Source organism: Paraburkholderia lacunae (assembly GCF_003353175.1).
Lineage (GTDB): Bacteria > Pseudomonadota > Gammaproteobacteria > Burkholderiales > Burkholderiaceae > Paraburkholderia > Paraburkholderia lacunae.
The window spans coordinates 54,222-67,711 of record NZ_QHKS01000026.1 but is presented as its reverse complement, the minus strand read 5'-3'; the positions used below and the strand labels follow the sequence as shown (position 1 = coordinate 67,711).

General features: G+C 60.8%; 10 protein-coding genes and 1 pseudogene. 4 read left to right on the top strand and 7 right to left on the bottom strand.

Annotated elements, in window-relative coordinates:
• Positions 1 to 127 precede the first annotated feature (127 nt).
• From DLM46_RS30390 to DLM46_RS30375, 4 genes are all read right to left on the bottom strand, one after another.
• A complete protein-coding gene (locus tag DLM46_RS30390) occupies positions 128 to 1,684 on the bottom strand; it encodes a methyl-accepting chemotaxis protein (protein ID WP_115106856.1) in 1,557 nt (518 codons plus the stop codon).
• A 273-nt stretch (positions 1,685 to 1,957) separates the two neighbouring features.
• The gene (locus tag DLM46_RS30385; RefSeq protein ID WP_115106855.1) at positions 1,958 to 3,244 is read right to left on the bottom strand and encodes a GRP family sugar transporter; all 1,287 of its coding nucleotides are present in this window, start codon (positions 3,242 to 3,244) and stop codon (positions 1,958 to 1,960) included.
• Positions 3,245 to 3,263: 19 nt separating this feature from the next.
• On the bottom strand, positions 3,264 to 3,449 hold the full coding sequence (locus DLM46_RS30380) for a hypothetical protein (RefSeq protein ID WP_115106854.1): 186 nt from the start codon (positions 3,447 to 3,449) through the stop codon (positions 3,264 to 3,266).
• Positions 3,450 to 3,720: 271 nt separating this feature from the next.
• Complete coding sequence (locus tag DLM46_RS30375) at positions 3,721 to 4,296, bottom strand: hypothetical protein (protein ID WP_133300395.1); 576 nt, start codon at positions 4,294 to 4,296, stop codon at positions 3,721 to 3,723.
• A gap of 461 nt (positions 4,297 to 4,757) precedes the next feature.
• On the opposite strand from DLM46_RS30375, the pseudogene DLM46_RS30370 reads away from it, so the two are divergent.
• From DLM46_RS30370 to DLM46_RS30355, 4 genes and pseudogenes are all read left to right on the top strand, one after another.
• Positions 4,758 to 5,097 (top strand): annotated as a pseudogene (locus DLM46_RS30370) (IS6 family transposase); the annotation flags it as partial.
• 322 nt (positions 5,098 to 5,419) lie between these two features.
• On the top strand, positions 5,420 to 6,799 hold the full coding sequence (locus DLM46_RS30365; RefSeq protein ID WP_165848083.1) for an agmatine deiminase family protein: 1,380 nt from the start codon (positions 5,420 to 5,422) through the stop codon (positions 6,797 to 6,799).
• Positions 6,800 to 6,859: 60 nt separating this feature from the next.
• A complete protein-coding gene (locus DLM46_RS30360) occupies positions 6,860 to 8,089 on the top strand; it encodes a phosphatidylserine decarboxylase family protein (RefSeq protein ID WP_244306422.1) in 1,230 nt (409 codons plus the stop codon).
• Between the two features lie 59 nt (positions 8,090 to 8,148).
• Positions 8,149 to 8,430 carry a hypothetical protein gene (locus DLM46_RS30355; RefSeq protein WP_115106850.1) on the top strand — a complete coding sequence of 94 codons (282 nt, stop codon included), beginning with the start codon at positions 8,149 to 8,151 and terminating at the stop codon, positions 8,428 to 8,430.
• A 70-nt stretch (positions 8,431 to 8,500) separates the two neighbouring features.
• On the opposite strand, the gene DLM46_RS30350 is transcribed toward DLM46_RS30355, so the two are convergent.
• The 3 genes from DLM46_RS30350 to DLM46_RS30335 form a co-directional block, all read right to left on the bottom strand.
• Positions 8,501 to 9,382: a transposase gene (locus DLM46_RS30350; protein WP_115106849.1), complete on the bottom strand. Its 882-nt coding sequence runs from the start codon at positions 9,380 to 9,382 to the stop codon at positions 8,501 to 8,503.
• 998 nt (positions 9,383 to 10,380) lie between these two features.
• Entirely contained in the window at positions 10,381 to 12,195 is a 1,815-nt protein-coding gene (locus tag DLM46_RS30340; RefSeq protein WP_115106847.1) for a sensor histidine kinase, read from the bottom strand.
• Positions 12,195 to 13,307 carry an ABC transporter substrate-binding protein gene (locus DLM46_RS30335; protein WP_115106846.1) on the bottom strand — a complete coding sequence of 371 codons (1,113 nt, stop codon included), beginning with the start codon at positions 13,305 to 13,307 and terminating at the stop codon, positions 12,195 to 12,197. Before DLM46_RS30335 ends, DLM46_RS30340 begins: the two co-directional genes overlap by 1 nt.
• Positions 13,308 to 13,490: the final 183 nt, after the last annotated feature.

The window sequence follows — 13,490 nt, the reverse complement described above, 5'->3', positions numbered from 1 at the left end:
CACTCCGTTTTGAAAATGATTGAAGTCGCCTGACGTAAGCGCACGCGATGGGCGCCTCGAACGACGCTAGTGATCTGCTCGAGAAACGAATGCTCGACCAGCGCCATGTTTTGATGATTCGTAGCGCCTATTGACTGCCGAGACGAAATGCCGACACCGCATCCGTCATCGACTGCGCCTGCTGCTCGAGCGCGCTCGCGGCAGCCGCGGCCTGTTCGACGAGCGCGGCATTCTGCTGGGTGACCTGATCCATCTGGGTCACTGCCTGGCCAACCTGTTCGATGCCGGCGCTCTGCTCGATCGTCGCCGCCTTGATTTCATTCATGATGGTGGCCACGCTGCGCACTGCACCGACAATCTCCTTCATCGACTGCCCCGCCTGGGCGACAAGGCTATTGCCGTTCGCGACGTCCTCGACCGATGCGCCGATCAAGGCCTTGATCTCGCGCGCGGCATCGGCGCTGCGCAACGCGAGACCGCGCACCTCGTTGGCGACCACGGCGAAGCCGCGTCCCTGCTCGCCCGCCCGTGCCGACTCGACCGCCGCGTTCAACGCGAGGATATTGGTCTGAAACGCGATACTGTCGATCATCCCCGTGATCTCCGCGATCCGGCGAGAACTCTGGCTGATCGCACTCATCGTCTGGATGGCGCGCTCCACGACTTCGCCGCCGCCCTGCGCGACGTCCGCCGCGTTCGAAGCCTGTCTGCTGGCCTGCTGTGCGTTGTCCGCGTTCTGTTTGACGGTCGACGTCAGTTGTTCCATGCTGGCCGCGGTTTCTTCCAGCGCCGCGGACTGCTGCTCCGTGCGGCTCGACAGATCGAGATTGCCCGCGGCGATCTCCCGCGCCCCGGTGTATATCGCCTCGCAGCTATGGCGCACGTTCGCCACGGTCTGTGACAAACCACGCTGCATTCGTTGCATCGCCGCAAACAGCTGACCGATCTCATTGCCGCTCGCCTCGGGAATGCGCGCCGTCAGATCGTTCGCCGCGATCCGATCGAGCAGGTCGGCGGCGTTCTTTAGCGGAGCCGTCACGATGCGCCGCAGCGCGAAATGCGTGGCGACGATCAGTGCAAGCGCACCGCCCACCCCAACAACGACCAGGCTGAAGACCCACGTGTATTCGCGATCGGCCTGCGCGATGGCGTCGCTCGACAGCGTGTTCGCCATGCTCTGGAATTTCTCGACCTTCACCGAATACGCTGCGCCCGCCGCCGTAATGTCGCGATCGTTGATCGCGGCGTAGGCGTTCGTGTCGCCGGCACGCAGGGCATCGGCGGCTTTCTTCAGGATCGCCGCGAGATCGACCGACGCTTCGATCAGCTGCCGCTTCAGCTCGTCGTCCTGATCACGAAACACGGGCGCGTTGCGAAACGACTCCGTTTCCGTGGCCGCCCGGTTCAGTGTGGTCTCGGCGTTTTTCAGCGCCGAGTCGCGCGTCGCTTCGTCGTTGCGCTCCTTGAGCGCCGAGTAGGCTCGCGTCAGCGCGGCTCGGGTGCGCGTGGAATCCTTGTAGCCGTCGTTGACGAGAATTTCCTGCGTCGCAATCTGATGGATGCGCGCGAGATTGCTGTTCGCGCGACTGAGCGTGGTGGTACCGAGCACCCCGCCCAGCACAATCATCGCGGCAAAGATCAGGAACACAGCCAGCAGACTATTTCGAACCGATACGTTTCGCATGCAGCTTTCTCAACCCAAAGTTGTACGATGACAGGTTTAACGGCAGATCGCGGAATCTCTTTAGCGAAATAAGCGTTTTCGACCTTTAGCGGAATAGGCGAGCGTTTCGAGACCTTCCGCAGAATAAGCGTTTCGACCGATTTGACATAGGATGTCCGACCACTTATCTGTCAATGGTCAGGGCGCTTTCTTCGGCGAACCTACCGACGCTTGGTGATGCAACAGGATTCCTCGCCTTCCCTCAGGAGGCGAGGAATGGTTAATCTGCCTTGCTTAACTAAATCGCGTCCGGCGACCCAGGCTCCATCCACCGATCACCAGGCTCCCGAACAGTATGGCGCCAAGAGCCACGATCCAGGCGTCATTTACTTCCAGCGGAGGCACGGCGGCACGAATACCTAGGTAAAGGAAAACCGCTGTTGCGGCGAGTACGATAGCGTAATCCCACCAGCGCCGTTTTTCGCTGCGCGATCCGAATTCTTCGCCGGACTGCGCCATAATGGCCTCTTCATAATTGAGGTGGTAGCGGTTGCACTCACGAAGCACTGCTTCGTCGGCGGAGTCTTTCTCTTTTCCAGAAGCCTTTGCGGTGCTGATGGCAATCGCTCCGATAATCATTACGAGCGACCCGCCGATCACGAGCATTATGTGGAAAAGATCGGCCTTGGCCAGTTCACCGAAAACTAGAGCGCCCCAGGCGAGCCCCCAAAGCTGGTTAGTATTGGAGAGCGGAATGCCGCGGCCAATACCAAGATATTTTGCCGCGAACTGCTGGAAAAGGTCGCCGACGACCCAAACGAAGCCCCCTAGAAAGAGCCAGAAGAGCAGGCCCGGATGCTGGAGGAGATGAAACACGGAAGAATTCATGCCGCCGTCCAGCGTGAGCGTAAGGGTGAGCACCATTCCCAATTCACCTATGGTGAATGCCGTAACGAAGGAGAGTGGATTCATGCCACTTACATAGGCTTTTCGGTAGGGAATATACATGGTTCCCCACATAAAACTAGCGCCCAATGCCGCGGCAATTCCGCTAATTGCATGCTTCCCAATTGCTCCTCCATGAATGGTGCTGAAGCCGAGCATGATGGCTGCGATAACGATGGCGATGGCGCCAACCACAACCTTGCTGATATTGCTGCGGCTCGCTCCCTTCAACTCACCGAATAGGAAGCGCCCCCATATGAGGCCGATAAGAGAGTTGGCATTCCACAAGGGAAATGCGACCGCGAGACCGACGTCGCGAATGGCAAAAACGGAGAGCGTGTTCGCAATGGCCCACAGGCAGCCGGCGAGTAAAGCCCATACAATAAGATGTTTCTTCGACGCCAGGTCCGCAAAGACGTAGCTGGTGCCTTTCAACATAGTGGGAAATGTCCAGCGGGCAGTGAATACACCCACTACCATGCACAGGGTGATGGCAAAGGGCGAGAAACCTGCGGACACAAGTTTGGTGGGCGCTTCCGATGAGCCTAGCCAAATGCCGGCTGTAACGCCACAAACAATACCGAGTCCGTGTAACGAAAAGGCGCTAGGTGGCTTATTTTGCAAAGCGGTAGACATGTTCTATCCCCTTTCTTCGTTAATGTAAAACGGTTAACATCAGTATTCCAATGACCATTACGAAAAACGGCACCAGGAATTGGCTGTCTGTTATGATGGCCAGCGCTGTCGATTGTTTCCGTGTCGACAGATCCGGCGGGAGAGCGTTGCCATGCCCGATTGTGGCAATGATTTTATTTTCAATATTGTCCTGACGTACGTCCATTTTTTATCTCCATATTTAAGATATTTTCAACCGCAAACATTTCGGCTTAATCCGTGCTCATCGGGTTCTTTGTCTCCTCCTCTCACATGCGGTGGCGTTGTTACATAAATCCGGCCGCATCGCCGGAATTCAGTATCACAGCCCCCCCTTTGCCCTCAATTGCGATTCATACAACAACGTCCATGCCGGCACTTCGGGTCTTTCAGACTCGGTGCGATGAACGTGTTTAAGTGCTTAAACCTCTGCCGCGACCATCTCGGTCCGGTTCGATTTAGCCAAAGCAGGTTGATAGAACGTCCGGAGAGCGTGCGCACCTCGACAACGCGGAGGTACTCGGTCGGTTCGGTCTGCGGCAGAATGTCGTCACGCGCATCTGGCGCTCGCTCCTCGCATTGCCACCCACGCCAGGAATCCAGTCGCCGCAGTACGTTTTCGCGATCACCAACGCGCGGGTGATAGCGACTGCGAACCACCACAGAAGCACGTTCGGCACGCTTGGTACAAACGGTTGGCCGTTGTTCAGCATCGGGCCGACGCCGATATGCGCAAGCCAGCCGCCAAACAGATCGTGCAACTCGAGGCCCTGGAACGGCAGACGCGTGATCGGATCGGTGCGCGCGTAGTCGCCGACAACGGAGACGATCGTGCGGTCGGCGAACATGTTCGAGCCGCCTGTGTCGACCGAGATGACTGCGAATACGAGCACTACGCCTGAAATCGCGGCGCATTCCAGACAGCCCTGGAAGCGCTGGCACCACGCTTCAATGCACAAGTGCCCGTCTGCGCGGTCTTCCTCTTGGACCTTGTCCTCCAGATGCGCAGATAGTTGCTTACTGGCTACTCCCACGATGTCTCCTTGGCGCTTTGCCGCGAGGGCCAGCTCAACAGCAAACATCTGAGCGGCGGCCTCGCCTGTGCAAAGGCTCATGTCTCCATCTTTCTCTGTGTGTCGTTACAGGTCGAACGACCGGGGGTGTGCTTCCCATGCGTTCACGAGGCAGAGTAGACGAACACTTCAGCAATTGCAAATAAAATTGCATATCTATTTAAAAATGGAAAATTTATTCCATTTATAAATCAGGAGTAGCTATATTGGTGGCAAATCATCAGGATTTCTACTCGCACGCCTTTGACCAGTACGTGCCGTTTCATCTGAATCTTGTCAGTGTCCGGACAAACACATCGGACTCCTATTCGCCCATCTTCTCGAATCGATGCACCACGCATAATTTCACACGCATTGAATCAGGCTCTGTCGCAATAAGGCGTTGAAGTGAAATTGACGGACGCAAACTGCTGGCGGCCACGATGACAGTGATGACAAAGAAGCCGCTAACGACATTGCCGCCCGGCATCGCCAGGGTGCTCAAACGGCTGCACTACCCGTTGGACGTGATTTTGCTGTGTGTGCGATGGCACGTGGCCTACTCGCTGAGCTTGCGAAACCTCGAGGAAACGATGGCTGAACGCAGTTTCGAGGTTGATCATTCGACCGTACATCGCTGGGTGATCAAGCTCGTGCCGTTGTTTGAGAAAGCTTTTCGCAAGCACAAACGTCCGGTCGGCAAAAGCTGGCGGGTCAATGAAACCTACATCAAGGTGGGCGGCCAGTGGAAGTATCTCTATCGCGCGGTGGACAAGGCCGGGAAGTGGAGCGGCCCCTTGAATCGCCGGACACAGTTCTCGACACGCTGCCTTCATCTGTTCGATATCAACACGCTGTCAAGAACGGTCGTGGTCGGTCGGTTACTTTTAATGCGAATTGCATGAATCTGATTTGAGTGCAGAATCCGAGCCCGCGACGGATAACGGCATCCACGTATTGGCCATTTACCCAGGGAAAAAAGATATCTAAAAGTATTCAATTCAGATAATCCATCGGCTTTCTTCGGACTATATTCCAGTCACCCGGGAATTACGATTTGATCGACATAGGCGCTGTTTTTCCACTCACCCATGCGGAGATGGACATGTCAGACCACCAGTTGTTGAATCGCCCCAGCCCAGAACAGCTCGCCGCTTACTTCCTTGCCCGCACCGGCTGCGAGCGCCCGCCGCCCAGCAAGATCTATCACAACGACACGCCGTCGCCAGTGACCGCCGTACCGGAATTCGCCGATATGGGCGCCGTCCTGATTGCGTACCCCGGCACCGTGCCGCCGCCAACCGGCCACAGCCAGGAGCCACCCGGCGGTCCACGCTCGTTTGGCATTCCGAACGAGCTGATCGTGCGCATGCAGCAGAACGACACCGCCAGGCCGGTCCACATCTTCGTCATGTGCGCCGACCTCGATCAGCGCGACCCCATCTTGCGCGATTTGCAGCAGACAGCCGACCAGTTGTCGCTCAAGTTCGACCCCGAGCATCTGCATCTGGTCGGCTGGGACACCGACACCTTCTGGACCCGCGACTACGGTCCGTGGTGGGTGCACGATCGCAAGGCCGATACCTACGCCATCGCCAAGCACACCTATACCACGCTGGGTGGCGGCGCCGTAGGGCTCGTCGAGGGGGCCGAGAACGTCAATCCGATGGAGGGGCTGGGCATCTTCCGTCCCAACGACGACTACAGCGCAGTCAAGCTGTCGGACTTCATCAACGGCCCGATCCGCAAATGGAACAAGGCCAAATGGCCCGGCGACAAAAAGCTGCCGCAGATCGCCGTGCACGACTGGTACTACCTCGGCTTGCTCAACGTCGGCGGCAATTACATGGTCAACGGCCGGGGCGTGGTGGCGTCGTCCTACCTCGCCGCCACGCAGAACGAACTGCCGGGCGGCAAGGACGGCCAGTGCGAAGAGGTGGTGGCCAAGCGCATGGAATACATCCTCGGCCAGCTGAACCGTTTCATGGGCATCAGCACCTACCACGTGCTGAGCGACCCGACCGGCACCTACATCGGCCATATCGATTGCTGGGGCAAGTTCCTCGCGCAAGACAAGGTGTTGATCGCGTCCTCTCAGGACGAGAAAACCAATCAGGCCTTCGACGCCATCGCCGCCTCGTTCGCCAACGAAGGCTTCAAGGTCTACCGCGTCCTGTGCCAGGACAGCTACGTCGCCAGCGCGGACACGCCGGCCACCAGCGCGGCCTACACCAATAGTCTGATACTGAACCAGCATGTCTACGTGCCGCTGTCGGGCAAAGGCTACGAGCAGTATGACCGCGACGCGCTCAGTGTCTACAGGGAGGCGCTGCCCGGCTACACGATCGTTGGCATCGAAGGCAAGCCGGAGTTCCCGTGGCTGGGCACCGACGCCATGCACTGCCGCACGCGCGCCATCCCGCGCAAGGTGATCGACGACTGGCAGGCCGCGCTGCACGGCGCACCGCACTGGGCCCAGTCCTGACACCCGCCCCCTCATCCGCGCACAGGAGTAATCGCCATGACCGCGACAACGCCATACCGAGTGGGCGAATGGCTGCCCTCGGACCAGACATTCCTCGATAACTGGCTCGCCAAACTGATCGCCGAGGTGGAGCGCGCGCCGCAGCCGCTGCACCCGGTGGTCGACGAACTGCGCCAACTGATCGAAACCGATCCCACCGTCTACATGCTGTTCAATCAGATGTTCGAGCAGGTGCCGCACAAGCCGCCCTACAACAGGGACCCGACCGGCAAGCCGCAGGTGCGCGACTACCGCGTCATGCTACGGCTGGTCAACGCGATCATGACGCGTGCGCCGGAGTTCAACGAGACCGGTCTGGTCGGGTTCCCTATCAACGCGATCTTCGACTGGTCGATGGCCACGCCGGGCGGCTTCGCGGCCTTCCTGAATGCCGACGTCAACCGCGCGCTGAAGAACGTGCTCGACGAATGGGGCCGCTACCTGGCCTCGGCCGATTCGGTCTATGTGCTGAACACCGATCCGCGCACCGGCTGGCTCGGCGCGGACGCCATGAGGGCCATGCCGCATTTCGTCGAGCAGTTCCAGTGCAACCCCGAGCTGCCCCACTACGGCTTCACCTCCTGGGACGATTTCTTCACGCGCCAGTTCCGCGAAGGCCAACGCCCGGTCGCCGCGCCGCGGGACGACGACGTGATCGTCAACGCTTGCGAATCGGCGCCCTACAAGATCTCGCGGCAGGTGAAAATGCGCGACAACTTCTGGATCAAGGCGCAACGGTATTCGCTGTCGCACATGCTGGACAACGACAGCCTGCTGCCGGCGTTCGACGGCGGCACCGTCTACCAGGCCTTCCTCAGCGCGAAAAGCTATCACCGCTGGCACAGTCCTGTCAGCGGCCGCGTCATCGAGGCCCGCGTGGTGAACGGCACTTACTATTCGGAAACCATGTACGAGGGCTTCGACCCGGCGGGGCCGAACGATTCGCAGGGCTACATCACGGAAGTCGCGACCCGCGCGCTGATCTTCATCCAGGCCGACAATCCGGCCATCGGACTGATGTGCTTCATGGCGGTCGGCATGGCCGAGGTCTCGACCTGCCAGATCGCGGTGTACGAAGGTCAGCAGATCCGCAAGGGGCAGCAGCTGGGCATGTTCCACTTCGGCGGCTCGACGCACTGTTTGATCTTCCGCCCTCAAGTGCAGCTCGACTTCGACCTGCACGGCCAGACGCCGGGACTGAACTCGGAGAATATTCCGGTCAACTCGCGCATCGCCACGGTCCGGAAATAATTTGGATCACCAGGAATCGCGGCTGCGGCCGCGATTCTTTTTTCGCCGCGGAGGAACGCATGTGCACCAGCATCATGGCCGAAAAAAAGGCGATGGCCGACAACACCATCCTGCTTTCGCGCAATGAGGACTTCACGCGCAACAACTGGAACCAATACCTGGTTTGCCGCACGCTGCCGCAGTACCGCAGCGGTGACAAGCACGCGCTCAGCCAGGGTCAATGGGTGGTGGGCAAAGGGGTGACCGTGCCGGTGCCGCAGCGTGCCTATGGCTACAGCTCGATCCCCGACTGGGCCGGCTACGAAGAGGCGCTGTGCGCGATCGGCGACCGCTATTTTTAAAACGTAATGAGCTAATGACGCAAATCACCGTGGCGCACCAGCCCGGCTAGGCCGTCGCCGGGCTACGCGCCTATGACAGGTTCAGGCTCAGAATCTGCTCCGATGGAGCGGCGTCGGCGTCAGGCTCGCGTGCCGTCGAGTCGGTTGCGGTTGCGGTTGCGCTTAAGGGACAATGCCGGTCGATCCAGCGGCGTGCCCAGTTAAGCGCGTGCCGTTGCGCACTTTCGACGTCGGCGAAGCGCGGGCCAACGAGTCCTGAACGTTCGACGCGCTTGCCATCCTTCACGATCTCCGCCCATGCGCGGAACATGGCGCCCGGAACCGGCTCCGCCGCCGCATGGATGACGTAGCCGCGCCGGTCGGTAATCTGCGAGCTGTACGATGACGGCCCCCCGCGCATGCTGCGCGTGCGGAACGCTTGCGCCAAGGGCCACGCCACCGCTGTCGCTCGCGACTCGACACCGAGGGGCGCATCAACCCTTTGCCCCTGAAGCTGCCGGCTGATTTCAGCGAATGGATCGGCGGCCGCCGAACCGTTGGTTGCGCCCTTCGACGACTGCCATGCCCCCGCACTCCTCCAGACCACGCCACCCGGACCGTCGCCGGCGTGCCTGCGCGAGACCGCTCCCGACGCCGGTCTCGCGGCAGCGGAAGCAGGTTTGGGAATGAAGGAGAATTGTCTTCCGGTTCGCGACAGCAGTCGAATCATCTCCGCAAGCGTACCGTTCAGTTTCCATTCCTCGAATCGGCCTCGGCATGTCGGGCCGGACGGATAACGGGCCGGCAGCCTCGACCATGGTTCGCCGGTTGTCAGAATCCACAGGACTGCATTGGCGATGACGCGCGGCTCGATTCGGCGCCTGCCGCGGCGGTTCAGACGAACAGCCGGCTCATCGGCGACGAGCTCGGCAACCATGTTCCATTCGTCATAACTTAGCTCTTCGAAAAACATGTCTTTCTCCACGCAGACTGGGCCGGTCCACGCCTCTGGGCAGTCCCGGATTCATGACTCCCGATCCGGGTGATGTCCTCGGTTGCTCAGTATGTCAGTACGCTCGGTGCCGCTGACGGAAGTCGCACGGGGCCAGTGCCGACACTCCGATCAACGACGCACAGCACAGGGTCCCACGCGTGCCCCCGGACAATTTCCGCAGGGAGCGGACAAGGATTTTCGGGAACCAGCGGACAGCAAACGGGGCACGGGCGCTCCCTTTCGCTTGTTGAAGTTTGTCCGTCGACGACCGGTGCCATGACGGCCTGACAGATCTATCCCGCCGTCGTATGACGGCTTGCCAATCCAGACTCGTGCCGTGCGGAGTATCCGTTTCGGTGAGCCATCCGGCTGATGTCATGATCCCGAGCACGTCGGGAGCGGGTGAAAGATCCGGTGCGATGGCCAACGCGTTCGACTGCATGCGTATGCCGTCAGGCGGCAAGCCGGTCAAGGCTCATAGCAGGCCGGATCGTCTCCGGCGGAAATACATGCCAGCTGCCATCGTTGTGACGGAAGAAAAACACTGTAAGCGTACCGGCCGGCCGCTGGGCCTCGACGCAAATACAGCGTGCGGCGGTGGGCCCCGGAAGACGGCGAAGCTGAACCCGCACAACACGTCCGCCGGTCGCGCCAAACCACCTGTCAACCAGCACGCGCAAGGACTTCTCCGCCGCAGCCATATCCGCCTCCGTGTGATCCCCTACGAGACCATGCTAGGGCTTCGAAATACTTCTTTCCGTCGGGAGCGGCGGATCACGCGGTGGGGAATCATTGATTCGCGCGTCAGGATTTCCGTACATTGGCGGTTATCCCGGGAGCCGCCCTACTCTGGCGGCATGCCGGGCCGATCCGGCGTTGTGAAGGGGACAGAAGAGGCGCTGCTCGATGGGTTGCCGGGACTGGCGTTCGCGGTCAACGACAGGCCGCGCGGCAGAGCCTGGCATGCTCCTCCCCGGTTACCGGGAGGTGACGAAATCGTCCTGGACGCAAAGGCGCACGACCGATCCGCAGTCCGGCTCGCTCTGGATATGCAGGCTGGCGTCGATCAACCGGGCGCGTTCGGCCATCCCCTGCAAGCCGTATGAGTAGCCGGCGCGCGCAGCCGCGATATCGAAACCTCTTCCGTCGTCGCGGATGCTCAACTCGATGCCCGCTTCGGTGCTGACCAGCGTCACGTCAACGCGCGACGCTCCAGCATGGCGGGCCACATTGGTCAGCGACTCCTGCACGATGCGGAATATCGCCGTCGCACGCGGATCGGCGAAACTGGGTTCGGCACCCTCCATGTGAAAGTAGCAGGGAATCTGCGCATGGCGGCTGAAGTCCTCGGCGAGCCATTCCAGCGCCGACGCAAGACCAAAGTTCAGCGCCGCCGGCCGAAGGTGGCTCGACACGTGGCGCACGATCTGGATAGTTTTCTCGACCAGCTCCCGCATCTCAGCGGCTTTTCGCATCGCAACAGAATCGTCGGCGAGGTGCATCTTCAGCAACGACACGTCCATTTTCAGCGCGGTCAGCAACTGGCCGAGCTCATCGTGGATTTCCATCGCGATGCGTTTTCTCTCCTCCTCGCGGGCCGCCTCCAGATGCGCGGACAACTCGCGCAATTGCTCGCGCGACGCCAGCAGTTCGAGCTCGGTCCGTTTGCGCTCGCCGACTTCCAGTTCGAGCTGGTCACGATGGCGCCGCAGGTTCTCCTGCGCGCGCTTGCGGACGGTCACATCGGTCAGCAGGCCCTCGAGAGACCGCGGGGCGCCAGCGCCGTCGGCAACGCCACGCGCGTTCAACTGAGCCCAGATCGGCTTGCCGTCCAGCCGGTGCAACTGCAATTCGAGGCCGGCAATTTTGCCGTGCGTGTTCAGGATGTCGAACAGTCGCTCCGTTTGCGACGGCGAAAACGGCCGCCGGTCGGGATCGTGTGTCCATGCTTCGATCAGCTCGGTCGCCGTGTCGTACCCGAGCAGCTGCGCCATCGCCGCGTTGGCCTCGTTGAGCCGCCCGCTGCGATCCAGCAGGAAGATGCCTTCGAGCGAATTCTCCACGATGCTGCGGTACTTTCTTTCGCTCTCGCGCAGGCACGCCGTCGATTCGCGCAGCCGGTCTGCCATGACATTCACGCGCGTGGCAAGCCGCCCCAATTCATCTCCGGATTCCACTACGCAGCGCGCGTCAAGATCGCCGCCGGCGATCCGGTCGACCATTTCTTCCAGGCGATTGATCGGGCTGCGCACCATCCGCTTGAGCAGGATGAAAGTCGCGGCATAGAGTGCGGCGAGAACCGTCGCCATCGTCGCGAGAATGACCCGGCGGGCGCGCCCGAACGCCTGCTCGGCGACCGCCTTCGTCAGGACGACGCGGATCTCGCCGATCTTTTCCAGCGGCGCCGCGCCGGGCGGATCAAATTCGATCGACCTGATGCGCACCACGCTGTCGCCCGGGTCAGGATGAGGTGCGCCCTTGACGGAGGACACCGTGCCGTAATTCGCCGCCGTCACCGTGAATTCCGCGACCTCGGGATTGGGCGCAAGCGCGGCAAGCTGGCTGTCGATTGCGCCACGATCGACATTCCACAAAGGTTGCGCCAGCGAGCGGCTGTACAGATCGGCGATCCGTGTGGCTCGCTCCTCCAGCTCGACGAGCCGTCGCTCCCGCTCGTGTTCGACCAGACTGTACGAGGAGGTGCCGACCACCAGCGCGACGAGCACGACGAGGGCGAGCATCAGCTTGGTGTGCAGACTGAGCGAGCGCGCAAGCCGTGGAGACAGACGCATCAGGAATCCTTCGGTGCGGTGTTCAGGAGCCGTTCCAGGCCGAAGTCGTATGGGCCGGCACGTGGATACAGGTATTTGGAGTACGGAGCGAAGTCGAGCGTATTATGGCCGCGCCCAAAAAAGGCCTCATTGTACCGAGCGACGTTGTCATGGTGGATGACGCTCAGGTAGTCGAGCTTTTGCCAAACACCTCCGGACGCGGCAAAGTCCTTGCCGTGATGGTAGTCGTGCAGCAGGACCATGGCCCAGGCGCCGATGAAATAGTCCCCTGCCACCATGGCCGCCAGGCCGCCGTCGGCTACATTGGCCAGCGCCCCTTTCAGGGCTCCCACGCCGCCAACGAGGACGCGAGCGTTGCGCGCCTTGACCGCGTTCAACGCCCCGAGCGCCATCGAGTCGTTCGCGGCCCAGATCACATTGGCCTCCGGATACCGGGCAAGCAGCACGCCGGTCTTTTGATTGCTGTCGGCGTAGCTCCAGTCGCTGAAAACCAGTTGGCTGGTTCGCGCATTCGGCGTCTGGGCGAGGAACGTCTCGACACCGGCGGCACGCTCCTGCGAGACTGGCGTTTGGGGGTCTCCTGTAATGCCGATCACCTGCGCCCTGTTCTCGCCAAGCCGGTGGTACAGATACTCCATCAGCCGGTATGTGCCAAGCGCGGCGTTTGCCGTCGCCGTTCCGATCCAGTTCCGGATCTGCTGCCGTTCATTGCCGATCTCGCGCCGCTGCCCTGGCGTCAGATCGTTGTGAATGAGCAGCACCTTCGCCGGTGAACGCGCCAGCGTCTTCAGCATCTGCTGCGCCGCCATCTTTTCGTTGACGATCACGACATAGTCCGGCGCATCCGGACGTAGCGCGACCTCCTCGGCTTGCCGCAGCATCAACAGGTGATCGCGCTCCGCGTAAAGAACCTCCAGTTGCATATCGAAGGTCTTCGCTGCGACGGCCATGAATTGGGCGGTCAGTTGCCAATGCCGGCCGGTGCCACGTTCGACGGCCTCGCCCGGATTGAGAAATACCACACGAGGCGAAGGCCTGGAGGCAAAAGTGGGGCGCGTCATGCACAGCAGGCCGGCATGCGCGCAGGCGAGCAATGCTTTTCTGCGATTCATGAGACGATTCACTCGGTTACCACTGTGGGGCGCTGGGTGCTCGTCGTGCTGGGATCACGCTGGGACCGCTGGGATCACGTTGAGACCATGCTCGGACCATGGTTACGCGGCGGACACGCCCGCGTTCATTTTACGTGTGATCCGGGCGTGGACAATATTCGCCGCGCGAAATCGACGTGCCGT